The sequence below is a fragment of the Paraburkholderia bryophila genome, from assembly GCF_013409255.1.
Classification (GTDB): Bacteria; Pseudomonadota; Gammaproteobacteria; order Burkholderiales; family Burkholderiaceae; genus Paraburkholderia.
The window spans coordinates 65868-88192 of sequence record NZ_JACCAS010000002.1; the positions used below are offsets into that span (position 1 = coordinate 65868).

Below are 22325 nucleotides of genomic sequence, written 5' to 3' on the forward strand. Positions count from 1 at the left end.
ACCCATCTGCCTTCACTGCGGCGCACCCTCAATCGTGACGTTTCGAATCACGACCTCGGTTCGCCCGTCTTCGTCGTCAATAGACTGGGTCCAGGCAATGTTGTAGTCGGTCAGCCACACAGAATGCCAACTCTCATTCTTGCCGCGAGCCTTGGTGTCCGTACACTGCAGACCGATCGCCGTGCCCGTCAGCGAAGGGAAGATCGTCGACGCGGGCACTGCCTGGCCGATCTCGCAGCGCCTCGACTTCACGCCCTTCTGCGAAGGTTGCGGCACGGCGAGTTCAAGGCTTTGCCCCGGCACAAGCTCGTGGTCCGCCGCGGGCATCGCCGCCTCGTCCTCGATCGTGCTCCGTTGAGTCAAATCGGTGCCTTTCACCACGACTTGCGTGCGCAAGACAGCGATACCGTAGCTCAACGTGAAAGCCGACCACCTGTCTGCATTGGCGACATCGGCAATCACACCGTTATTGCGCCGATTGATAAAAACATTATTGAACGCCACTTTGTCGGCGGGCGTTTTCTTGTTCACCCAGTCGGCTTCGAAAGTCAAACGCGAATACGGCAATGGACGGCTGCCGTCCGCAGGCAAGTGACGGCGAAGCGTCTCGGGCAATTGACGCTCGTCGAACGCGTCGTCGAGATAGGCCGACGGGTTATCGAGCACGGTCTCGAATGCCGCCTTTTGCCCGCTCATCATGCGGATAAATTCGAACGACGCACGCTGCCGCACGGGCTCAGGTAAACCGGCGATTGCATCGACCGAGAATGCGAGGATGCCGCATGCGCCCGGTGGATAGCCCTGCGTTCCTGGCGCGACGGGCGGCGTCGCATTCAACTGTGCGTCCGCGTCGAGAAGATCCGTCACGCTATATTGATCCTGCGGATGCTGCGATTTCCCGCTATTGATCGAGATTTCCAGAATCTCCATCACGTCCTCGATGATGCGAGGCGACGCCGTCTTTGCGAAACCGATGAAGTCAGAGCCCGCCATCGACGGCAGATGACAGTCTTTCTGCGAGTCCATGGCCATGTCTTTGAGCAACTGCAGCATTCGCAGCCGATCGTCCGCCGAAAGAGGCGCCGACCAGAATTTCTTCTGGTCGCCAGCCTGCTGCGCCAAAGCAGCCTTCCACGCGGGATCGCTGGAGAATTTCGCAAGCCAGCGCATCAACACCTTCCCCTGCCCGGAGTCCGGATCGATTCCGGCCGCCATCAGATTGCCGCGAAACTGCGCCACGCTCTGCGTGGTTCCGCCCACTGTCGCCGCGTGCTGAGGTGACGAGTCCGATATCGACGACGCCGGTTCAGGCGGTGCACCGGACATATCAAGGCCATAGGCCGCGGCCGTTGAAAACATCAACAGCGCGCCGAGCATTCTCATGGAGGTTTTCATTTTTATCAGAGCAGATCTGGCCGCGAGAAGAGATAAAGCCGTTTTGCGACCGTCATGTCAGTGAGTCGTGGTGAGTTTTTTCCTTAGCCGAAGTTAACGGCATGCAGTGGAAGAACTTGATTGCGATCGTGTCTATCACGGCACTACTTATACCGGGATCGATAGTTGCCTTGTACCGGTTTGATAGAGGATGAACAATGTGTAACCCATCCAGACAGGTCCGCGTCGACAGGCATGGACCACGAACAGAGAAAATCCCCTATGAAAATCGCGGTCTTGCCGGGCGACGGCATCGGAACTGAAATCGTCGCTGAAGCCATCAAGGTGCTGAATGCCCTGGACCTGAAATTTGAAACCGAATTCGCATTGGCCGGTGGCGTCGCCTACGCGGCACACGGCCATCCCCTGCCGCAAACTACACTGAAGCTGGCCAAAGAGGCCGACGCCGTGCTGTTCGGCGCCGTAGGAGACTGGCGATACGACCAGTTGGATCGCCCGCTTCGCCCCGAGCAGGCGATCCTCGGACTGCGCAAGCACCTGGGACTGTTCGCCAATCTCCGGCCCGCGATCTGCTTTGAGCAACTGGCGGACGCTTCAAGCCTCAAGCCCGAACTGATCTCGGGTCTCGACATACTGATCATCCGCGACGCGACCGGCGACGTCTATTTCGGACAACCTCGTGGACGCCGCACCGCGGTGGACGGCCCTTTCCCCGGCACGGAAGAAGGCTTCGACACCATGCGCTACTCGCGCCCCGAGGTCGAGCGCATTGCCCACGTCGCCTTCCAGTCCGCCCAGCAGCGAGCCAAACGAGTCACCAGCGTCGACAAGGCCAATGTGCTGGAAACCTCCCAGTTCTGGCGGGACATCATGACCGAGGTCGGCAAACAATACCCCGATGTCGAACTGGATCACATGTACATCGACAATGCGGCGATGCAACTGGTCAAGGCGCCTAAAAAATTCGACGTGATTGTTACCGGCAACCTGTTCGGCGATATTCTCAGCGACGAAGCCGCCATGCTCACGGGCTCCATCGGCATGCTGCCGTCGGCCAGCCTGAGTGCAAGCCACCGGGGCCTCTACGAACCCAGCCACGGCAGCGCGCCGGACATCGCGGGTAAGGGCATCGCAAATCCGTTGGCGACGATACTCTCCGCCGCCATGATGTTGCGTTTCTCGCTGAAGCAGACCACCGCCGCCAACCGCATTGAATCCGCGGTCAGGGACGTGCTTGCATCGGGATTACGTACGGCAGATATCTATTCCGAAGGCACACGCCGGGTCGGCACGAGCGAGATGGGCGATGCAGTCGTGGCGGCTATCGCGAGAAGCGCTCGTACCGACTAATGTCCTCACGCTATCGAACAGCATTGCACGCTACATCTCAATGCGACGAAACAAACTTTGCCTCTGGAAAAGCGGGAGGCAGCGCAAAGCTCTGGCGAAGGTGTTTCGTCTCCGCGGCAGGCGTTCGACCAAAGAGTCGCTTGAACTCGCGATTGAATTGAGAGGCACTCGTATAGCCCACAGCATGGCATGCCGCCTCCGCAGTCATGTCCTGGCGCACCATGAGCAAACGAGCCTGATGTAATCGGGTGGACTTCACGTACTGCATCGGCGAGGTCGACGTGACGGTTTTGAAGTGGCTGTGAAACGTCGCTACGCTCATTCCGGCCTGGCTTGCGAGGCTGGGCAGGTCGAGCGGCTCGGCATAGGTCGCGTGGATACGTTCAAGCGCTCGGCCAATCTTGCCGAATTGCCCTTGCATCGACAAAGCCGCACGCATTGCGTTGCCTTGTCCGCCGCTCAACACCCGGAAATACAATTCACGCATCAGTGCCGGCCCGAGGATGGCGGCGTCGAGCGGCTGGCTCATTGCCTCCAGAAAACGCAGTACAGAGGCTCGCATGGCCGCATCCATCGGGCTCGACATCATGGGCTGCGGCACGTCGCCCGACGGCGGCAACCCATGACGGTCGATCTGAATCATGAGCTCGGCCGCCACCTGAAAATCCAGATGCAGGTAGAGAGCCAGTAGCGGCGACTCGGGCGTTGCGTCGGTCTCCATGGTGAAGGGCACCGGGACCGCGACGGCGAGATAGTGCTGCTCGTCATACACGTAGACCTGGTCACCCAGGTACCCGCGCTTTCTACCCTGACACACGATCACGATGCCGGGATCGTAAAGCACCGGCGTGCGAGATAGCGCCCGGTCCGAACGCAGAATACGCACATCGCGCAACGCGGTCAGGTTGTAGCCTTCCTGCGGCGCCAGCGCAGTCAGCAACGCCACCATGCGGCGCTGTTCATGTGCGCCGGCGCTGGAAACAGCTCGGCCGACGCGCTCCTGACCCACTGCTTTACTCATAGAAATAGGCAATAAAAACCGAGAATCTGGGCTGATTTTCAGGGGAAACCCAGAATAACATGCAACTCTCAAACCAGCCCAGGAGTGTTGCAATGTCTTCGAATAGAACCATCCTTATCACCGGCGTCAGTAGTGGCTTCGGCCGCGCATTGGCCGAAGAAGCGCTCGCCGCAGGGTATCGAGTCGTCGGCACGGTACGAAGCGAGCAGGCGAAACAGAGCTTCGAATCGCTCAACCCGGCGAACGCATTCGGTCGGGTACTCGACGTTACCGATTTCGATTCCATCGAAGAGGTCGTCAGCGAAATTGAGGCCAACGTGGGGCCGCTGGACGTGCTGGTGAACAACGCCGGTTACGGTCACGAGGGTGTGATGGAAGAGTCGTCGCTTGCCGATATGCGTCGCCAATTCGACGTGAACGTGTTCGGCGCTGTCGCCGTCATGAAGAGCGTGTTGCCGTACATGCGCGAGCGCAGACGCGGACACATTCTCAACATCACCTCGATGGGCGGCTTTATCACCATGCCGGGCATCGCCTACTACTGCGGCAGCAAATTCGCATTGGAGGGCATCTCCGAAGTCCTCGGCAAAGAACTCAAGCCGTTCGGCATTCACGTAACCGCCGTGGCGCCAGGCTCTTTTCGCACGGCATGGGCTGGTCGTTCGATGGTTCGAACGCCGCGTTCGATTCCCGACTACGATGCGTTGTTCGACCCCATCAGAAAAGGGCGGGAAGAGAAAAGCGGCAAACAACTCGGGGATCCTGTGAAAGCCGCGCGCGCCATGTTGTCCGTTATCGAAAGCGATGAGCCGCCAGCGCATCTTCTGCTGGGCAGTGATGCGCTCAGCCTGGTTCGGGAAAAGCTCTCGTTGCTTGGCGCGGAATTCGACGCGTGGGAAAGGGTTACCCGATCGACGGACGGAGGAACCTGACGCGCCTCGAAGGATGCGCGTAACGCCAAAGCGATCAGTGGTACGTGGTCGACGAAGACTGAAGCCTCGTCAACTCGCCGCCCACGAATCGGAACCAGCCTTGCGATCCTTGCATGACGACTTCGTCGCCTTGCCAGAACACGCGTTTGACCGTCATGCGCCGGCCCGAGCGTTGCACGAGCGGCGGACGGCGTCGAAAATCGTACAGCACCGGACCGGCATCGGTCTGCACGAGCATGCGAGTGACCGTGTCGTTTGCGTTGCCGGTATCGTCGTAATGGGCGAGTGTGTTCGCCTCGAAACGATCGAACGTTTTCTGGTCGAGCATCGCAACGACATTCCGGTCATTGCGCTCGAATTGCAGTTCGCCTGAGACTGTCGCGATTGGGCCGGAGGTGCTGCTTTGCGCATGAGCGCACGTCGCGAATGAGAGGGTTGCGAGCACAGCGAAGAACACTCGCTTGCCGTCGCGTTTGATAAGTTGGCTGATCACAAGTCGTTCCCGCTTTGGTCTTCAAGTTTCACGAAGGTCCACAATTCAATAGTCTAATGTGAAAAGAAGCCGACATTTAAGAAAGAAGTCGTTCAGGAATGTCGATCTAGCCCGATCTCGAACGTCGAACAGGTATGCGCCGGATTGCGTGTCCGGCACACTGTCGCCCGTGGCGAGGCGAGGACCGCGTACAAGCGCGCTTTCGCGGCTCAACTGGCGGTTTTCACAAGCCAGCCGTCGACCGGCTGATGACCGCCAGCTTGACGCTCATCGGAGTGTTCATTGCGTGGACGTTCCCTGCCCGCTTCGACGAGCCAACACAGACGACGCGCGCGCGCTGATCATCCAGCAGGCCGCGGTGTAACGAACTTCGGTTCCGTGGACATACGGATCAAAAGCAGCGCGAACAGACTCGATGACTTGCGTGCGCGTCGGCTCATCCATCTCTCCCTGAAGCATCATGCCGAGAGGGCCGAGCCGACTGAAGTAGCCGACCAATTCCTGCTCGAGCAGCGTGCAGGCTATATCGATCGATTGGATATCTACGTCCACCCAGCCGCTCGCGTCGAGGATAGAAGCAACCCGCTGCCGATCCGCGAAAGAGAACTGCCCCGGCGCGTCGGGTCGGCGGGTGGGCAAGTCAGGCAACAGAGACGCGGCGGCACGCTCGGCGGTCGTCATGAACGGATTGTCCACCGGGCTGCGCCAGGCGATGCAATGCATTTCGGCGCCGTCCCTTGCCGCGCGCCCCAGATTCGCGAAGGCCAACGCCGGGTCATCGAAAAACATGACGCCGAAACGCGACATGATCCTGTCGAAGCTTGCCGGCTCGAAGGCATGAGTCTGCGCATCGGCACAGATAAAGCTAGCCGTCGAGTTCGCCCGTTCGGCACGCCCCTGGGCAACGGCAATCATCGGCACCGAGACATCGACTCCGATGCAATGGCCTTTCACGCCAAGCCGTCGTGCCGCCGCCAGCGTCGTACTGCCCGTGCCACAGCCGACGTCGAGCACCCGAAGCCCGGCGCCGACGCCCATCATGTCGACAAGCAAGTCTTCGAAAGGCTGGAACATTTGATCGAGTACCGCCTGCGCGGCGATCCATGCGCGCCCGGAACTGCCATTCCAAAGTGCCGTTTGTGCGTTGCCAGTGTGCTGCGTGTTGTCCATGATCCTTGTCCTTGGCTTGGCTTGTCGCGGGGAGCGGAAGCTAAACTATGCAGGTTCAAGTCGACTTGAGGTCAAGCGATGATCAAGCTAGATATCGGCGAAGTGGTGCAACGCTCCGGCGTTCCCGCATCGACGTTGCGGTTCTACGAGGAAAAGGGGCTGATTGCATCGAACGGTCGCAGAGGATTGCGCCGTCTCTTCGATCCCAGCGTGCTGGACCGGCTCGCATTGATCGCGCTGGGACGCGCCGCGAGTTTCTCGCTGGACGACATCGCGGCAATGTTCGCGCCGGCGGGACCGCCGAACATCGATCGTCGGATGCTCGCGGCCAAAGCCGAGGAACTGGACAGGACGATCCGCAAGCTGAGCATCATGCGCGACGGACTACGGCATGCCGCCGCGTGCCCTGCGCCGAGTCATATGGAGTGCCCCACGTTCCGCCGGATACTTCGCGCTGTGGCGTCAGGGGCTGCGGGCGCGCGAACCAGGAAAACCCCATCGCGAACGTAGCGCTCTACGGGCTATTCGCAGACGGTGCGGCAACGGTCTTTCCCGCCGCCGCAAACGGCCCTTTGTAGACCAGAACGTTGCCGAGTGCATAAAGTTGGCACCCGACTCCGCCTCTTTCTTCGCAAACCTTTGTCGCTTTAGCTTGCGCCTCCTTGCCGATCGCGGCCTGAACGCTATTGGCCCAGTGGCGAGCGCCCTCGGTGAGGTTGCAGTTCGCGCGGAAGTAGGTGCCTCCGGACGAGCCGAATCCTTCGCGCGTCGGCACCACCACCGCGTACCCGCGCCGTGCGAATTCGATCGCCTGAAAATAGAAGGAGTCGTCCTGCTGCATGACGGGGTTGCCGTCTGCCTTACCGTGATTGATGACGACGAGCGGGAACGGACCATCGCCTGGCGGCGCATGCCAGCGGAACGCTGAAAGCAGATTTCATGACGATGATCTTTCTCAACCTGTCCGCATTCGCCGTATCACGCCGCCTCTCTGCTCCGCCCTCCCCACCTACCCGAACGTCGGTTCCAGAAACCGCTCGATCCAGACTGCCAAACGGTCGGCCGCAAAACTGGCATTGCGTGTGCCGGCACGGCAAACGATCGCATCACCTTCACGCACAAACTGCAGCGCGCCGCCGGCCTCTTCCAGCCACAGCAGGCAGGCCAGCCATGCAGCGTGCTCGGCCGATACGGCCTGACCCACCGGCCGCGTGAGGAACTCGTTGAGCGTGGTCGGCGAAGTCCAGATCAGCGCATCGCCACCGCCGCGCACTGTGGCGCCGAGGACGTCGGTGAAGACCTGCAGCGCATCGGCCGCGCTACGCCCCGCATGCTGCGTGCGCAGTTCCGCCAGGCGCAGGCTGACCGCGTGGCCGAAGCTGCCGCCGCATTCGCTCTCGGCACGCACCAGGTCGGCGTAGTCCATACGTTGCCAGTCCGGCTCGGCATTGCGCGTACCGGCCAGGTCGGTACCGGCCAGGTAGGTTTCCATCGGCTGGAAGCGGCCCGGGCCGATCAGGCTGGCGCACAGCGTGTGCACGATGCCGATGCGGGTGGCCAGGGTCTGCGTCTGCAGCACGCTCAGCTTCTCGCGCACGAGCTGGTCGCGTTCCTTGCGCAGTCCCGCCAGCTCCAGCGCCTGCTTCATTTCCATACGCAGCGCCGTGATGTCCCACGGCTTCTTGATATAGCGATGGATTTGCCCTTGATTGACGGCCTCGACGGTCTGGTCCAGCTCCGAATAGGCCGTCGTCAGGATCCGGACGATGTGCGGATAGCGTTCGCGCGCATAGCGCAGCAGTTCGTTGCCGTGTTCGCCCGGCATACGCTGGTCGGACACCAGCACGGCCAGACTGTCGGCATGCGCGTCCAGCATTGCCTTGCCGTCTTCCACGGAGGCGCCCGTCACGACCGGCGCGATCGCGCCGATGGCGCGCTCGAAGTACTTGACCGCGGTGGCTTCGTCATCAACGAACAGAATCGCCGGGGGCGGTGTCTGGTTGGCAATCGTATTGCTCATTGGTAACTCCTGTGGATTCGATCCTTGAAATTTTGGAATGCCAGCGTCACGGTCGGGCCGGCGCTGGACGCGGATGCGATCCTGATACTCCCGCCGAAGGACTGCATAACGCGGTTGCAGAAAATCATGCCGATGCCAATACCGCTCACGCCGGCGTTCGTGATCACTGAGTCGACCAGCAAGCGCGGTATCACTTCGGGCGCAATGCCGAAGCCGCTGTCGCTGCTGCCAGCATCTCGCGGACCGTACTCAGGCCTAGCGGCTTCTCCAGGACTCGAAACACCTCGCCAGCATTGTCCGCTTCCAGTAGCGCGTCCTTATCCGCGTAGGCGGTCACGAGGATCCGCACGATATGCGGATACGCCTGCGACACCTGTCGCAACAGGTCGCCGCCGTGCCGGCCCGGCATGCGAAAGTCGGTCACGAGGATCGCCACCCGTGCCCCTTCGCGGCTCAGGATCGACAGGGCTTCGTCCGCGTCGCTCGCGAGCAGCACCTCATAGTCGCTGCCGGCCGCGCGCGCGAAGTACTTGCGAGCCAATTCCTCGTCATCGGCATAGACGACAATCTGCCGTGCTTGCTGGGTCTCGGTCATGTCGGCATCACTCGGCACGCGGCAGATCGAAGTTGAACGCCGTCCACTTGCCCAACTCGCTTTCCGCAAACAGTGTGCCGCCGTGCCGCTCCACCACCGCATAGCTGATGGACAGACCAAGGCCGAGGCCCTGGCCGACTTCGCGGGTCGTGAAGAATGGCTCAAACACCCGCGCCAGATTCTCCGCGGCGATCCCCGGGCCGTTGTCGCGCACCTTCAGGTGCAACCGCTCGTCTTGCCATTGCGCCTCGACATGAACCTGCGGCGATACGGTGCCGGCCTTGTGCATGGCCAGCGCGGCATTCGAGAACAGGTTGATGAGCACGCCGATCACTGCGGCTTCGTCGCCCAGCACCAGGGTGTCGAGGGGCAGCTCGCGCGTAATCGTCACGCCGCGCAACTCATGCGCGCTCAGCCGGATCGACGAATCGAGCGCCTTCTCGAACAGGAACGGCACGTCGTCGGCCGTCGCTCCGGGCTTGCGGTACGCAAAGGTCTTCAGGTCCGACACGATATGCTGGATGCGGTGCATGCCCTGCCGGGCATCCGTCAGGCATTCCTGCAGCGACGGGCTGTCTTTGACCTGCGGTTCTTCCATCGCGACTTCGATCGCCATCAGGCAGAAGTTGACCGGGTTGTTGACCTCGTGGAGCAGCCCCGCGGACAACGTACCGATTGCCGCCATCTTCTCCTGCTGCAACAACTGGCCCTTGATCTTCGCGAGACTTTCATTGGTGCGGGCGAGTTGCTCGTTCTTGTGCGCCACCTCATCCTTTAGTCGGAAAAGCTGGAAGCGGCCCTTCTCGTTGAAGTAGGTGTAAATGGAGCTGGCCAACGCGCAGAAGAAGATCAGGATGAGCTGGAACTGAAACTTGCTTGGGTTGAGTATGCCGCCCGGATGCGCCGTGCAGGCGATGTAATAGAGGCAGACCGTAGCCAGGCCGAACGCGAGCGTCTGCCAGTAGCCGGAGGGAAACAGGATCCCCACCGCGAAGATCGTCAGGCTGAGTCCGGCATAGAACAGCGACTCCTCGCCCTGCGTGAAATAAATCATCCAGGAGATCATGGCCTGCGGCAGCAGCAGCCAGAAGAAGGTGATCACCTGCACGTGGCGCCGACCCATCTTCGTGTAAAGCGAGAGCAAGGCCAAGCCGATGGCCACGCTGGTCAGCACCCGAACCGTCGCAAAGTACTTCTGCTCCGACGGATACACGACGTAGTCGAGCGCCACGCCCATCAGCACCAGCAGGATCACGGTCAGACCGCCGGCCTTGCTGCAAAGCAAGCGGTAGTCGCGCAACTCTTCACGATAGTTCGAATGCAGCTCAACCAGGGACGTTGTCATCTCAGGCTACTTGTAGCTGGCCGACGATCACCTCAGCAAACACATTCACGCCGGTTACGTCCGTGTACAGACGCGGCTCGCCGCAGTCTTCCGGCATGATTTCGGCCATCTGTGCCTCGTTGCGGTAGATCAGGTACCACTCCAGCACGTGCTCCATGCTGAAGCGCTCCGGGTTGTCGGCGTGAACATTGGTGACCAGCAGGTGGCCGCCCCGCCGGGTGCGGCTGGCGAAATGCTGGTTCAGCCGCGCACAGACCTTGTCCGACAAATAGTCGAACAGACCGGCGCAATAGACCGCGTCGAATTCGCGGACGTCCGGTGCGTCCGCATCCATCCGGCGCTTGAGCAGATGATGAACCGAATCATGCGTGAAGCTGATGGTCATGCGCTTGCCCATTTTCTGCGCGATGGACCCCAGGCGCTCGCGCGTCCAGTCCAGCGTCTCCTGACTGAAGTCGAGCAGTTCGAACGTCAGCCATTCCGGTTCGTCGTATTCATGGATGAAGCGCTGGATTTCCTGAGCCGGGCCGCAACCCACGTTCAGCACTTTGAACGGCCGCCCCGCGGCGCGCGCTTCATTGGCGAGGCGGGTCAGGTAGTTCACCAGCAGTTCGACGCGATTGCGGTGCGCGCGTGCCACGGCTGTCTGCAGGAAGGCCGCGTTGACGATCTGGAAATAGGTGCTCGGACCCTGACGGGGATCGTCGAGCATCTGGTTGACCATCTGATAGTCACCGGCGTAGCCCAACGGCTTCGTGAAGGTGCGGAACACGAACGGCGAGCGCAGCAGCAGCGGATGTAGCGCAGCCTGCGCAAAGGCGCGGTGTGCCGGCGCCAGTTCTTCGTCGACCAGGCGAGCCTCGCCTTCGAATTCGTCGAAGTAGGACTTGGTCTTTTCCATCAGCGGCGATGCCAGTTCGAGGAAGTAGTCCGCGCGCAGGGTTTTGCCTTCTTTCGGCATGGTGTCCGCCAGGTCCGCCTGTTCGACCCAGCGCGACATGTCCGACAGAAAAGCGCGGATATGGTTGACCGCGATCTGGTACTCGGGGCGGATCTGGAAACGCTCGGCCCAGCCCTGCACGAACCGGCGGGCTTCTTCCCCCACCGTGCGCGCTTCCAGCGTGCCGCCACTCAGTTCGCGCCACTCGGCGATCAGCGTGACCGAGACAATGGCGGTCAGGCCGGTATTGACCATGCTGATCACGACCGCCTTGCCCGAATAGGCGAGTTCCACGCCCATCTTGACCGACAGATCGTTCAGCACCTCGCTGACCTGAACGATCGAGTACGGGTTATAGACCTCCATCACCAGGGACTTCCGCTGGAGATTGATGATCGTGCCTCGCACCTGCTCACCCTGCGAGTTGAGGAAGCTCACTACCGGATCGATTTGCGTTTTGGAATACACAGTATGGCGGCCAGGTAAGTACCACAAGAAGTTGGTTTGAAATCTGGTGCCATACCCAGGCCAGTAGGCGGCCCGGTTCAGCGTCGATGGTTCCTCGGTTCAGGTGACGAAGCGTCGCCATCGGTATTTCAGTTGCCGCCACGGCAGCCCGTTTTTTCTGGGCAACACACCACTTCCTCCCGAACTGCATCGGCCAGACAAAGTATGCATTTGACTTATCCGCGTGACCTCGCGACTGCACGTGCACAACTGGCATCGCGGTTCAACGAGACTCGTTAGCCTGGTGGGCCTGAGGGCCCGTTTCGGAACAGCACTGACTTTTGCGTCTGCAGCATTCTACTGATAAAAAAGAATGCTGTCGTCTCACTCGCGTAATGAAGTTCGACAGCCAGCGCTCACGTATCAGGCAGCAAAGATCACTTGCACTGCGGCTCGCCTTGAATATATGATCTGTATACGTTTCGTATATCGAGGGAATGGTATGGGTATTGTGAACATTGACGACGATCTGCACGATCAGATCCGCAAGGCGAGCACGGTTTCGTGTCGGTCGATCAACGCGCAGGCAGCATTCTGGATCAGGATCGGCATGTTATGCGAAATGAATCCGACGCAAAGTTTCAACGAGATCATTGCTAGAGAATTGCGCGCGGCGGGCGTCGTGGAGCCAACCGCCAGGATGGCTGCCGCATGACCAAGCGGCCGGAAGAAATCGCCTTGATGGCGGAGTCAGGCAAGTTGCTCGCGGAAGTATTTGGCCATCTGGACCGGTTGAATTTGATCGGCATGTCGACCATGCAGGTCAACGATCTCGTCGACAGCCTGATCGTGAATGACCTGAACGCACGCCCTGCCAGCAAAGGGCAATACGACTACGCCTACGCACTTAATTCCTCGCGCAACAGTGTGGTTTGCCATGGCGTTCCCTCCACAACGGACGTATTGCAAAGCGGGGATATCGTTAATTTCGACATCACGTTAGAGAAGAACGGCTATATCGCCGACTCGAGCAAAACCTACCTTGTCGGCGAGGTGTCCCCACTAGCCGAACGACTCGTGCAAGTGACTTATGAAGCGATGTGGAACGGAATCAAGGCCGTTCGTCCGGGCGCCAGACTGGGCGATATCGGGCATGCGATCGAGCGCCACGCGCGGCGAAACGGCTATTCGGTCGTGAGGGAATATTGCGGGCATGGCATCGGGCGCGAAATGCACGAGGACCCGCAAGTACTGCATTGGGGAAAGCCGCGGACGGGATTGTTGTTGCGGGAAGGCATGGTGTTCACCATCGAACCGATGCTTAACCAGGGGCGGCACACCGTTCGAACCGAAGAAGATGGCTGGACGGTCGTCACGTGCGACGGGCAACTGTCCGCGCAATTCGAGCACACCGTGGCCGTGACCCAGAACGGCGTGCGAGTCTTGACGTTGCGTCCCGAGGAACAGACGCTGAACTGAGGGCGCGGTCCGCGCGAATCGTGCATGGGCGAGAACGCTCGTGGCCTTCCTCAGCCGCCTCTTCTCTCTCCGCCCCTTGGTATCAGCGTACCAACGGGATCAGTTCTCCGATATGTTTCGCGACGCACCGCTCGCCTCTCGCGGACCAACGCTCGCCCGACATCGTGCCGCTCAACACGCCAATAAAGCTCACGCCGGCAGCCCGCGCCGCGTCGGCATCGACAGGATGGTCACCCACGTACACGGCTGAAGCGGCTGCCACGCGCAATTGCGTCAATGCCAGCACAATCGCATCGGGGTGGGGTTTGTGACGCTGCACGTCCTCCGCACCGACAATCACGTCCACCAGCGGGCGCAACCGGGCGACATTCAGAATCGCCTCGATGCGGTAGCGAAACTTACTCGACACGATCGCCACCTTGATGCCCTCGGCGCGCAACCGTTCAAATAGATCGGGAACTTCCGGATAGATTCGAGTCGATGACACCATGACTTCATCGGCCCGCTCGACAAACAGACGTGCGAATTCGTCGGCGCGTTCTGCCTCTCCGTTTCCCGTCAACGTTCGGAACATTGCCTGTAACGGCAGACCAATAACGGAGTGGATCCGCCCGCTCTCGACTTCCGCGAATCCCATTGCTCGTAGTGCGTACCGCGTACATTCCACGATTCCGCTGGCCGAGTCGGCCAATGTGAGATCGAAGTCGAACAAGATGGCTTCGACATGTCCAACTGCCATTAAGAGGCTCCGGGTTTGGGGTTCAGATAGTCGCGCTTTGCTCCGCGACCTATTCATCAGAGAGAATCTGGTCCATCACGTTATCGACCACGACAGGGCTCTCAAAGTACGTGACCGAAGGAACCGCGCCGAATGTCTCCTGCGCTAGTACTTTCCAGTGCTCGGTGTACATCTTCTCCGCTTCGGCGCGCGAGCGCCAGAGATAGACGCCACCGGCGGCGCTTCCGTCTTCCGACAGCACATAACACTTACGCAGAAGGCCGGGCACGCCTCTATATGTCGATGCCTTACTCAGAAAAAGACTCCGTGCCTCTTCACGGGTGATCGGCTCTGACAACCTGAACGAAGTGATGACAGTGATCATCGAAACGCTCCTTCCGTAGTAACAACCGTTAGATATCTCGCCAACTCATTGCGGGGTCCGCGGGTCGCGCGCGATCGTGGTGAAGAGACCCAGCGGCGGAACGCCTGGCGGCATGATCTTCTCCAGCGCCTCATGGATGGCTGGCGGGAACGGCGGCTCAACGGGCGTGATACGGGCAGGCATGTGACCTCCTTGTGCTATATTTTCAATAGCAAATCCTAGACACGTTGCTATGAAAAGTAAAGCATGAAGATACCTAAAGCTGGTCAGCCAGTACGCGGGTCGACGACAGGCCGCCCCATCATGGTCGCGCTCGATCTGCTCGGGCGACGGGCGGCATTACGCATTCTCTGGGAACTGCGGGGCGAGCCGCTGACGTTTCGCGCGTTGCAGGAAGCGGCCGAGACCAATCCCAGTCTGCTCAATACCCGGCTCAAGGAATTGCGCGAAGCGGGGCTCATCGATCATGAAGGCCAGGGGTACTGTCTGACCGAGGCTGGCGTGGCGTTACGGTTGGCGTTACGGCCGCTAAGCAATTGGGCGGAGACCTGGTGCAAGTAATGCCGGAGCGGCATCACTTGCACCCGTCACACAGGCTTGACTACTTCGAACCTGCCGGCGCCTGAATCATCTTCCAGCCATTCCCGGCCGGATCGCGGAAGCCTGCATCCACGCTACCGAACCGCTCCACCGGTTCCTGGGTGAACTCCACACCGCAGGCCTTGAGCTTCGCATAGCTGGCACGACAGTCATCCACGGATAGCACCAGCGGCGGCATCGCGCCTTTCGCGACCATCGCCCGCAGCGTTTGCGCGGTGGCTTCATCGTGAATCGGCGGACCGGGTACGGACAGCCCGAGCTGGAACGAAGGCTGATCCGGATGCTGCACCGTGAGCCATCGATACGACCCATTGCGCACGTCCGTATGGACCTTGAAGCCGAGCTTATCGACGTAGAACGTCAGTGCTTCGTCCTGGTTGTCGACATACAAGCCCACCACATTGACACCTTGATTCATGACACCTCCCTGGTTGATGACGGGACTGTATCGTCGGCCACGCGGCGGCGCTTCTCCAAAACTGCGATGTTGAGATCCGGGCGTTGCGCGGCCTTCAGCACGCAGGCCGGCACGCGTTCGAGTTGAGGCATGCCGGCCCGCAGTTCGACGCGCATGGCGCCGGGACTGCTACCGGTGATGTCGCGAAAGATACGGCCGAAGGTGCCGAGGCTCTCCCAGCCGGTGGCAAAGGCGATAGACGTAATGCTGAGATCGGTGTCGCGCAGCAACGTGGTGGCCTGCTCGATGCGCCGCGTCAACAGATACCGATGCGGCGGAACGCCGAAGGCTCGCTTGAAGGAGCGCGCGAAATGAGCGTCGGAAACGCCGCTGACCTCGGCCAGACGCTTGACGGGCCAGGCCTCGTGCGAGGCGGCGTCCATGCGGTCTTTGGCGCGCAGCAGGCGGCGCAGCAAGGCCGGATCCTGCAACGCATCGGTGGCGGCCGGCGCGGGCGATGCGGGCGCTGAGACAGGCGGCTGGACGTGACGATTTTGGGGAACGCGCATGACTGATGCATCACTTGCGCGTAAACGACCCACGCTGCAACGTCACCATGCGCGGCAGTTCGATCGTGAACACCGTGCCCATCGCTTCATCCGAATTCACGCTGACGTTGCCGCCGTGCATCCGCGCAATCTCCTGCACGATATGCAGGCCGAGCCCCAGGCCTTCACGCGACCGTGCGCCGCTGGTGTTCGGTCCGAACGCCTTGAACAGATGCGGAAACACCTCGGTCGGAATCGTGCCGCGATTGGCGACTTTCAGACGCACGGAATCGACCGCCTCGCCGTCCACCTCGACGCTAATATCGCCGCCCGCCGCGCCGTGATGCAGCGCGTTGCTGACCAGATTCGACACGGCTTGCCACACCAGATCCGTATCCCACGCGCCGCTCGTATTGCCGCTGCTCGCAAACACAATGCGCTTGCCGTTCTCGCGTGAAGCAAACTCGTCGATCACCGAGCGGCACAGCGTCGCCAGTTCGATCGAACGCGGCTGCAACGGTAGCCGCCCACCCTGCAGACGTGCCAGGTTGAGCAGTTGATCGACCATCCGCGCCATGCGCAGCGAACTGTTCTTCACGCGCGTCGCGACGGTAATCGACTGTTCGTCGGCCGCGGTGCGCATCAGATACTCCGCCGATGCCAGCACCGCGCCGAGCGGCGTGCGCAAATCGTGGCTCAGCACCGCCATCAGCATTTCGTTGGCTTCGAGCATTTGCCGCGTCGTGACGAGCTGCGCAGCGAGCTGGCGTTTCTGCTGTTCGAGCTGCACGAACACATCGACCTTCGATTGAAGGATGCGCGGATCGAACGGCTTATAGAGGAAGTCGACCGCGCCGGCCTCGTAGCCGCGGAACGTGCGCGACGCATCCTGCGCGGTCGCCGTCAGAAAGATGATCGGCACATGCGACGTGCGCGGACTGCCGCGCATCAACGCCGCGAGTTCGAAGCCGTTCATGCCGGGCATGTTGACGTCGAGAATCGCCAGCGCGACCTCGTGCTTGAGCAGCAGGTCGAGCGCGGCGGTGCCCGAATCCGCCACCAGCACGTTCACGTCCGGCCGCGCCAGCAACGCTTCGAGCGCGGTGATGTTGTGGACGATGTCGTCGACGATCAGAATGTTCACAGGTGAGTTCGTCATGGCATCGGGTCAGAGAGAGGCCGGCAATGCGGCAAGTCGCAGGGCCATAGTTTCGGGAGTGTAAATGTAATCGGCCACGCCGGTTTCGATTGCGGCGCGCGGCATTTCGGGCGAGCTGGCGGTGTCCGGCGCCTGTACCCAGGTCGTGCCGCCAAACGCGCGCACACGCTTCAAACCTTGCGCGCCGTCGTCATTGGCACCGGACAGCAGAATCGCCAGCAGACCTGCGCCGCACACCGCCGCCGCCGACTCGAACAACACGTCGATCGAAGGCCGCGAAAAGCGCACCGCGGCATCGGTGGAGAGCGCCACCGTGCGATCGACTTCGACCAGCATGTGATAACCGGGCGGCGCAACGTGCACGCGGCCCGGCAGAATCCGCTCGCCGGCATCGGGTTCGAGCACCGGCAACGCGCAGCGGTGTGCGAACGCGGGCACCAGATAGCTCGGCGAATCGGGCGGCAGATGCGTGACGATCATCACCGCCGCCGCGAAGTCCGCCGGCAAGGCGCCGAGCAGCACGTTCAGCACTTCGATGCCGCCCGCCGAGCCGCCGATCACCACGAGCTCATACGCGCGTGACTCGGCCGCACCCGGCTGGGTGGCGGCAGTAGGTGGCTGAACGATTGAGCCTGACATGGCGGCCTAGCGCTTCTGATAAATGCGTTCGCTCGAACGAAACTCGTCGAACGCTTCGTAATGACGGGAGAAACGCAAACTTTCCTTGCTGCCCAGGCCGAGAAAACCACGCCGCACGAGCGCGTTTTCGAACAGCCCGAGCGCGCGATCCTGCAGGCCGCGATCGAAATAGATCAGCACGTTGCGGCACGACACGAGGTGCGCTTCAAGAAAGACTTCGTCGGTCGAGAGGCTGTGGTCCGCGAACACCACGCGATCTTTCAGCGAGCCGGCAAAGCGCGCGCCGCCATACGCGGCGTGATAGTAATCGGACAACGAACGCTTGCCGCCCGCCGCCAGATAGTTTTGCGTAAAGCCCCGAATCCGGTCGAGCGCGTAGATGCCGGACTCGGCGCGCGCGAGCGCATCCGGATTGATGTCGGTCGCGTAGAACAGCGTGCGCTCGGTCAACCCCTCTTCGTCGAACAGGATTTTCAGCGACCAGAGTTCCTCGCCGGTGCTGCACCCCGCCACCCACACCTTGATCGACGGATAGGTGCGCAAACGCGGCAGCACATGTTCACGCAGCGCCAGAAAATAGGCGGGATCGCGAAACATGTCGCTGACCTGCACCGTCAGGTACTGGAACAGCCGCGAGAATTCGTCGCCGTGACGCATGATGCGATCCTGCAACTGCGACAGCGTCTTCAGGCCGAATTCCTCGAGCGCCTGCGAAAGACGGCGGCGCAGCGACGACATCGCGTAGTGGCGAAAGTCGTGCTGGTATTTGAGGTAAATCGCCTCCAGCAGCAATTTCAACTCGATGTCGAAATCGCTGATGCGTTGCGGCGCGTCGAATTCAGACCCACTCATTCGTTCAGGCTCATCCGTTCAGACTGGTTTATCGGCTTGCCGCGATTACCGTTGACGCAGCCAGACGCGACACAGCGCGACCAGCTTGTCCACGTCGATCGGCTTGGACACATAGTCGTCCGCACCGGCTTCGAGACAGCGAGTGCGGTCGTTCGCCATGGCCTTGGCCGTCAGCGCAATGATCGGCAGATGCGCGAAGCGCGCGTTACGTCGAATCTCGCCCATCGCGGTCAGTCCGTCCATCTCCGGCATCATGATGTCCATCAGGATCAGATGCACTTCGGGGCCGTTCTCCAGCGCCTCGAGCGCCTCGCGTCCGTTGCGCGCAATCTGCAGTTTCGCACCGAGCGGCTCCAGCACGTGCGAGAGCGCGAAAATATTGCGGACGTCGTCTTCGGCCAGCAGAATCGTGCGGCCTTCGAACGCGTTGTCGCGCTGCCGCACGGTGCGCAGCATGCGCTGCTGTTCCGGCGCCAGCGAGGACTCCACGCTGTGCAGGAACAGCGTGACTTCGTCGAGCAGACGCTCGGGCGATTTCGCGCCCTTGATGATGATCGACTTCGAATAGCGACGCAGGCGGTGCTCTTCCTCGTCGGACAGCATGCGGCCCGTGTAGACGATCACCGGCAGCGCCGCATGCGCGGTGTTCGCGGCGAGCTGTTCCAGCAGATCGTAGCCGGTGCCGTCGGGCAGCGCGAGATCGGTCACCACGCAGTCGAAGCTGAACTTCGTCAGATAGTCCAGCGCTTCGGCGAGCGTGGCGACCGCGACGATCTCGGTGTTCTCGCTTTGCAGCAACGCGCGGATGCTTTCGCGCATCGGGCCGTCGTCCTCGATCACCAGCACGCGTTTGATGCGCTGCTGCAGACGCGCTTCCAGACGGCGGATGGCGGCCTCCATCGTGCTGCGCGCGGTCGGCTTGAGCGTGTAGCCGATCGCGCCGAGATGCAGCGCCTTGTCGGCGTGGTCGGTGGCCGAGACGATGTGAATCGGAATGTGACGCGTGAGCGGATCGTTCTTCAGCCACTCCAGCACGGTCAGGCCGGAGCGGTCCGGCAAACCGACGTCGAGCAGCACCGCCGCCGGGCGCATGTCGCGCACCAGCGCGAGGCCGCTCGCCGCACTGCTGGCGTGGACGAAATCGAAGTCGAGTTCGTGCGTGAGGTCGCGCAGGATTTCGGCGAACGCGAGATCGTCTTCGACAGCAACGATCAGGCGGCCGGCACGCGTGCGGTTGTCGCGGTCGTCGGCGATCGCGCCGCCGGCCGTTTCGGGCGTGTCGCCGACGCTCAGGCCGTTGGCGGGCGTAATGACGGCCGTCTGATTGAAGCTCGACGGCGTGCGCACGAGCGGCGCTTCGGCTTCCGCCCGGGTGGTCGTCAGGGCCGCCACGGCCGCCGTCGGCGCGACAGCATGGGCAGGCGTGAATGCCGGCATCGGCGTCGGTGCGTGATGGCCATCCGCCAGCGCCGCCTCGGCATCGACCGGCAGCCACAGCGTGAACACACTGCCCTTACCGACTTCGCTGGACACGGTGATCCGGCCGCCCAGCAAACGCGAGAATTCACGCGAGATCGACAGCCCAAGACCGCTACCGCCGTATTGTCGGCTGGTGGAACCGTCGGCCTGCTGGAACGCTTCGAAGATCATCTCCAGCTTGTCCGCCGCAATGCCAATGCCGGAATCGCGCACGTCGATACGCAGCAGGTTGTTCGGCGACGACGCGATCGACAACGCCACTTCGCCCCGCTCGGTGAACTTCACCGCGTTCGACAGCAGATTGCGCAGAATCTGCGTGACGCGCTGACCGTCGGTGACAAAGGTATCGGGCGTACCCGGCGCACGTTCGAAGTGGAGCCGCAATTGTTTGGCGGCCGCCAACGGCTTGAACATTTCTTCCAGCGACTGCAGCGTCGCGTCGATCGACACCGTTTCGAGTTCGACCGTGACCTGACCGGCTTCGACCTTCGACAGATCGAGAATGTCGTTGATCAGCACCAGCAGATCGCTATTCGACGCATGAATCGTTTCCGCATAGCGCACCTGCTCGTCGCTCAGATTGCCGGTGCGGTTCTGCTGCAGCAGCTTGGCGAGAATCAGCGAACTGTTCAGCGGCGTGCGCAGTTCGTGCGACATGTTGGCGAGAAACTCGGACTTGTAACGGCTCGACTGTTCGAGGCGTTCCGCGTTGGCCGCGAGGTCGTCCTGTGCGCGCAACAGATCCGACTTCTGCCGTTCGAGACGCTGCGCGTATTCTTCGAGCTGCACGTTGGTCTGTTCGAGTTCGGCCTGCTGCGCTTCGAGCCGCACTTGCGATTCCATCAACGCGCGGCCGCGCTCTTCGAGGCCCTCGTTCGAGACGCGCAACTCTTCCTGCTGCACCTGCAACTCTTCGTTCAGTTGCTGCGTTTCGGCCAACGCGTCCTGCAACCGTTCGCGATACAACGCGGCTTCGACGAAGTCGCCCAGCGCGTTGCCGATCAGCTCCATGAACTCCTGATCGCGCACGGTCAACTCGCGAATAAAGCCCAGTTCGATGACGCCGTTCACCTGCCCGTCGTTGACGATCGGCATGATGAGAAGATTTTTTGGCGCGCTCTTGCCGGTGGCCGACACGACCTGCACGTAATTGTCCGGCAGGTCGCGCAAGACCAGCGTGCGGCGCGCGGCGGCCGCCTGACCGATCAGCGTTTCGCCCTCTTCGAAATTGCGCGCGCTGCCCTGCTCGCTTTCGCGGCTGAACCCATACGCGGCGATGCGGCGCAGCGTGCCGTGCTGCCGGTCGCGAATGTAGAGCGCGCCGACGGCGGCGTCCAGATACTGGGCGAGAAAGTCGAGCACCGCGCGACCCACCAGTTGCGGGGTTGTCTGACCGACCACCTTCTCGGCCAGCAAGCGCTGCCCCGAGCGTAACCACACCTGCTCCTGCAACATCTCGGTCTGTTCGGTCTGCTGCCGCAAGACGCCGTCGTAAGTCGAAGACAGGCTCAACAATTCGCGGCGGCCCATCCACGCAAGCAGCGCACTCACACTCAGACTGAACAGCAGGAATACGCTCACCAGCGAGGTGGTGACGCGCCGGGTCGCGTCGCCTCGTTCCTGGCGCAGGCGCAACTCGACGTCGAGAAAATCGCCGAATTCGCGGCGCGTTTCATCGAATTCGATTTTGCCGCGACCGCTCGCCACCGCGGCTTCATAGTTCTGGTTGCGGCGGCGCGCGTCGATCATCTCTTCGGCATAGCGGGACCAGCGCTGCTGAATTGCCTCGATCTCCTTGAGCTTGACGACCTGCGGCGGATTGTCCGACACCATCTGCTGCAGCATTTCGATCTGCGTCTTGAACTTCGGCCCGCCGGTTTCATAAGGCACGAGGAAACTCTCGTCGCCCGTAATCAGGAAACCGCGCATGGACGATTCGCGATCCACGGCGAGGCGCAGCATTTCGTTGGCCTGGCCGATCACGCGTTCGGAATGCTCGGCCCAGTTCATGGTGGACACCAGGTACGCGATCAGCCCCACGAACACCGCCATCGTGACCAGGCCGACGCCTAAAGGCAGCGCAATGTTACGGCGAATGATGCTGCGAAAACGATTCTGGTCGACGGCCTGAGATGCGGTCATTTTTTCTGTCTGCGGCTTGGCGAATCGAGTCGATTCGGCATATTTTTCGGATTTTTCGCGTGGAGCGGTGTGTCGTTCGATGACCCGCGTCATCATACAGGACAGGCCCCATTTTTGAGACGTTATACGACGGCGCAGGCTTGCTGGGCGGGGCTGTTGCCGATCCACGCAAGTTTGCACGGCCGACGCGGGTCGGCCGTGCAAGGCATGCGAACGACG

At 61.4% G+C, this 22325-nt stretch carries 23 protein-coding genes and 1 pseudogene; 6 read left to right on the forward strand and 18 right to left on the reverse strand.

Annotated features, from left to right (window positions below):
- Positions 1–12 precede the first annotated feature (12 nt).
- Positions 13–1383 (reverse strand): hypothetical protein, encoded by a 1371-nt coding sequence (locus tag GGD40_RS21645; protein WP_179745031.1) that lies wholly within the window; start codon positions 1381–1383, stop codon positions 13–15.
- A gap of 273 nt (positions 1384–1656) precedes the next feature.
- On the opposite strand from GGD40_RS21645, the gene leuB reads away from it, so the two are divergent.
- On the forward strand, positions 1657–2745 hold the full coding sequence (gene leuB, locus GGD40_RS21650) for a 3-isopropylmalate dehydrogenase (RefSeq protein ID WP_179745032.1): 1089 nt from the start codon (positions 1657–1659) through the stop codon (positions 2743–2745).
- A gap of 37 nt (positions 2746–2782) precedes the next feature.
- On the opposite strand, the gene GGD40_RS21655 is transcribed toward leuB, so the two are convergent.
- Positions 2783–3694, reverse strand: coding sequence for an AraC family transcriptional regulator (locus GGD40_RS21655; protein ID WP_179714010.1), 912 nt, complete (start codon positions 3692–3694; stop codon positions 2783–2785).
- A 164-nt stretch (positions 3695–3858) separates the two neighbouring features.
- On the opposite strand from GGD40_RS21655, the gene GGD40_RS21660 reads away from it, so the two are divergent.
- Positions 3859–4698: an oxidoreductase gene (locus tag GGD40_RS21660; protein ID WP_179747003.1), complete on the forward strand. Its 840-nt coding sequence runs from the start codon at positions 3859–3861 to the stop codon at positions 4696–4698.
- A gap of 34 nt (positions 4699–4732) precedes the next feature.
- Here the strand turns inward: GGD40_RS21660 and GGD40_RS21665 are convergent, their stop codons facing one another.
- Together GGD40_RS21665 and GGD40_RS21670 are read right to left on the reverse strand one after the other, a co-directional pair.
- Positions 4733–5176, reverse strand: a complete 444-nt coding sequence (locus tag GGD40_RS21665; protein ID WP_373565413.1) for a hypothetical protein — start codon at positions 5174–5176, stop codon at positions 4733–4735.
- A gap of 294 nt (positions 5177–5470) precedes the next feature.
- Positions 5471–6361: a class I SAM-dependent methyltransferase gene (locus tag GGD40_RS21670; protein WP_179745033.1), complete on the reverse strand. Its 891-nt coding sequence runs from the start codon at positions 6359–6361 to the stop codon at positions 5471–5473.
- 78 nt (positions 6362–6439) lie between these two features.
- Here GGD40_RS21670 and GGD40_RS21675 point away from each other — a divergent pair, with 78 nt between their 5' ends.
- Positions 6440–6871 carry a helix-turn-helix domain-containing protein gene (locus tag GGD40_RS21675; protein ID WP_179745034.1) on the forward strand — a complete coding sequence of 144 codons (432 nt, stop codon included), beginning with the start codon at positions 6440–6442 and terminating at the stop codon, positions 6869–6871.
- A gap of 4 nt (positions 6872–6875) precedes the next feature.
- On the opposite strand, the gene GGD40_RS21680 is transcribed toward GGD40_RS21675, so the two are convergent.
- The 5 genes and pseudogenes from GGD40_RS21680 to GGD40_RS21700 form a co-directional block, all read right to left on the reverse strand.
- A complete protein-coding gene (locus GGD40_RS21680) occupies positions 6876–7202 on the reverse strand; it encodes a hypothetical protein (RefSeq protein ID WP_179745035.1) in 327 nt (108 codons plus the stop codon).
- A 168-nt stretch (positions 7203–7370) separates the two neighbouring features.
- Positions 7371–8381 carry a response regulator gene (locus GGD40_RS21685; protein WP_179745036.1) on the reverse strand — a complete coding sequence of 337 codons (1011 nt, stop codon included), beginning with the start codon at positions 8379–8381 and terminating at the stop codon, positions 7371–7373.
- A gap of 220 nt (positions 8382–8601) precedes the next feature.
- Positions 8602–8976: pseudogene (locus GGD40_RS37505) on the reverse strand (response regulator); the annotation flags it as partial.
- A 7-nt stretch (positions 8977–8983) separates the two neighbouring features.
- Positions 8984–10321, reverse strand: a complete 1338-nt coding sequence (locus tag GGD40_RS21695) for a sensor histidine kinase (protein ID WP_179745037.1) — start codon at positions 10319–10321, stop codon at positions 8984–8986.
- 1 nt (position 10322) lies between these two features.
- The gene (locus GGD40_RS21700; protein WP_179745038.1) at positions 10323–11729 is read right to left on the reverse strand and encodes a class I SAM-dependent methyltransferase; all 1407 of its coding nucleotides are present in this window, start codon (positions 11727–11729) and stop codon (positions 10323–10325) included.
- A gap of 481 nt (positions 11730–12210) precedes the next feature.
- Here GGD40_RS21700 and GGD40_RS21705 point away from each other — a divergent pair, with 481 nt between their 5' ends.
- On the forward strand, positions 12211–12423 hold the full coding sequence (locus tag GGD40_RS21705) for a ParD-like family protein (RefSeq protein WP_179713154.1): 213 nt from the start codon (positions 12211–12213) through the stop codon (positions 12421–12423).
- Positions 12420–13187, forward strand: coding sequence for a type I methionyl aminopeptidase (gene map, locus GGD40_RS21710; protein ID WP_179745039.1), 768 nt, complete (start codon positions 12420–12422; stop codon positions 13185–13187). The genes GGD40_RS21705 and map overlap by 4 nt, the downstream gene beginning before the upstream one ends.
- A gap of 82 nt (positions 13188–13269) precedes the next feature.
- Here the strand turns inward: map and GGD40_RS21715 are convergent, their stop codons facing one another.
- From GGD40_RS21715 to GGD40_RS21725, 3 genes are read right to left on the reverse strand one after another with little or no spacing between them, the layout of a single operon-like run.
- Complete coding sequence (locus GGD40_RS21715; protein ID WP_179745040.1) at positions 13270–13926, reverse strand: HAD family hydrolase; 657 nt, start codon at positions 13924–13926, stop codon at positions 13270–13272.
- A 49-nt stretch (positions 13927–13975) separates the two neighbouring features.
- A complete protein-coding gene (locus GGD40_RS21720) occupies positions 13976–14290 on the reverse strand; it encodes a YdhR family protein (protein WP_179713148.1) in 315 nt (104 codons plus the stop codon).
- A gap of 45 nt (positions 14291–14335) precedes the next feature.
- Positions 14336–14473 carry a hypothetical protein gene (locus GGD40_RS21725; protein ID WP_179745041.1) on the reverse strand — a complete coding sequence of 46 codons (138 nt, stop codon included), beginning with the start codon at positions 14471–14473 and terminating at the stop codon, positions 14336–14338.
- Between the two features lie 63 nt (positions 14474–14536).
- Between GGD40_RS21725 and GGD40_RS21730 the strand changes: the two genes are divergently transcribed.
- On the forward strand, positions 14537–14851 hold the full coding sequence (locus tag GGD40_RS21730) for a winged helix-turn-helix transcriptional regulator (protein WP_179713138.1): 315 nt from the start codon (positions 14537–14539) through the stop codon (positions 14849–14851).
- A gap of 40 nt (positions 14852–14891) precedes the next feature.
- On the opposite strand, the gene GGD40_RS21735 is transcribed toward GGD40_RS21730, so the two are convergent.
- From GGD40_RS21735 to GGD40_RS21760, 6 genes are read right to left on the reverse strand one after another with little or no spacing between them, the layout of a single operon-like run.
- A complete protein-coding gene (locus GGD40_RS21735; protein WP_179713136.1) occupies positions 14892–15308 on the reverse strand; it encodes a VOC family protein in 417 nt (138 codons plus the stop codon).
- Positions 15305–15856, reverse strand: coding sequence for a helix-turn-helix domain-containing protein (locus GGD40_RS21740; protein ID WP_179745042.1), 552 nt, complete (start codon positions 15854–15856; stop codon positions 15305–15307). Before GGD40_RS21740 ends, GGD40_RS21735 begins: the two co-directional genes overlap by 4 nt.
- 10 nt (positions 15857–15866) lie before the next feature.
- On the reverse strand, positions 15867–16994 hold the full coding sequence (locus GGD40_RS21745) for a hybrid sensor histidine kinase/response regulator (RefSeq protein WP_179745043.1): 1128 nt from the start codon (positions 16992–16994) through the stop codon (positions 15867–15869).
- Between the two features lie 9 nt (positions 16995–17003).
- A complete protein-coding gene (locus tag GGD40_RS21750) occupies positions 17004–17633 on the reverse strand; it encodes a chemotaxis protein CheB (RefSeq protein ID WP_179713130.1) in 630 nt (209 codons plus the stop codon).
- A 6-nt stretch (positions 17634–17639) separates the two neighbouring features.
- Positions 17640–18485, reverse strand: a complete 846-nt coding sequence (locus GGD40_RS21755; RefSeq protein WP_179745044.1) for a CheR family methyltransferase — start codon at positions 18483–18485, stop codon at positions 17640–17642.
- A gap of 45 nt (positions 18486–18530) precedes the next feature.
- Positions 18531–22106, reverse strand: coding sequence for a response regulator (locus GGD40_RS21760; protein WP_179745045.1), 3576 nt, complete (start codon positions 22104–22106; stop codon positions 18531–18533).
- Between the last annotated feature and the right edge of the window lie 219 nt (positions 22107–22325).

Coding starts and splice junctions, on each gene's coding strand:
- GGD40_RS21645 (WP_179745031.1), bottom strand. CDS start 1,383: ATGAGAATGCTCGGCGCGCTGTTGATGTTTTCAACGGCCGCGGCCTAT.
- leuB (WP_179745032.1), top strand. CDS start 1,657: ATGAAAATCGCGGTCTTGCCGGGCGACGGCATCGGAACTGAAATCGTC.
- GGD40_RS21655 (WP_179714010.1), bottom strand. CDS start 3,694: ATGGTGGCGTTGCTGACTGCGCTGGCGCCGCAGGAAGGCTACAACCTG.
- GGD40_RS21660 (WP_179747003.1), top strand. CDS start 3,859: ATGTCTTCGAATAGAACCATCCTTATCACCGGCGTCAGTAGTGGCTTC.
- GGD40_RS21670 (WP_179745033.1), bottom strand. CDS start 6,361: ATGGACAACACGCAGCACACTGGCAACGCACAAACGGCACTTTGGAAT.
- GGD40_RS21675 (WP_179745034.1), top strand. CDS start 6,440: ATGATCAAGCTAGATATCGGCGAAGTGGTGCAACGCTCCGGCGTTCCC.
- GGD40_RS21680 (WP_179745035.1), bottom strand. CDS start 7,202: ATGCAGCAGGACGACTCCTTCTATTTTCAGGCGATCGAATTCGCACGG.
- GGD40_RS21685 (WP_179745036.1), bottom strand. CDS start 8,381: ATGAGCAATACGATTGCCAACCAGACACCGCCCCCGGCGATTCTGTTC.
- GGD40_RS21695 (WP_179745037.1), bottom strand. CDS start 10,321: ATGACAACGTCCCTGGTTGAGCTGCATTCGAACTATCGTGAAGAGTTG.
- GGD40_RS21705 (WP_179713154.1), top strand. CDS start 12,211: ATGGGTATTGTGAACATTGACGACGATCTGCACGATCAGATCCGCAAG.
- map (WP_179745039.1), top strand. CDS start 12,420: ATGACCAAGCGGCCGGAAGAAATCGCCTTGATGGCGGAGTCAGGCAAG.
- GGD40_RS21715 (WP_179745040.1), bottom strand. CDS start 13,926: ATGGCAGTTGGACATGTCGAAGCCATCTTGTTCGACTTCGATCTCACA.
- GGD40_RS21720 (WP_179713148.1), bottom strand. CDS start 14,290: ATGATCACTGTCATCACTTCGTTCAGGTTGTCAGAGCCGATCACCCGT.
- GGD40_RS21725 (WP_179745041.1), bottom strand. CDS start 14,473: ATGCCTGCCCGTATCACGCCCGTTGAGCCGCCGTTCCCGCCAGCCATC.
- GGD40_RS21730 (WP_179713138.1), top strand. CDS start 14,537: ATGAAGATACCTAAAGCTGGTCAGCCAGTACGCGGGTCGACGACAGGC.
- GGD40_RS21735 (WP_179713136.1), bottom strand. CDS start 15,308: ATGAATCAAGGTGTCAATGTGGTGGGCTTGTATGTCGACAACCAGGAC.
- GGD40_RS21740 (WP_179745042.1), bottom strand. CDS start 15,856: ATGCGCGTTCCCCAAAATCGTCACGTCCAGCCGCCTGTCTCAGCGCCC.
- GGD40_RS21745 (WP_179745043.1), bottom strand. CDS start 16,994: ATGACGAACTCACCTGTGAACATTCTGATCGTCGACGACATCGTCCAC.
- GGD40_RS21750 (WP_179713130.1), bottom strand. CDS start 17,633: ATGTCAGGCTCAATCGTTCAGCCACCTACTGCCGCCACCCAGCCGGGT.
- GGD40_RS21755 (WP_179745044.1), bottom strand. CDS start 18,485: ATGAGTGGGTCTGAATTCGACGCGCCGCAACGCATCAGCGATTTCGAC.
- GGD40_RS21760 (WP_179745045.1), bottom strand. CDS start 22,106: ATGACCGCATCTCAGGCCGTCGACCAGAATCGTTTTCGCAGCATCATT.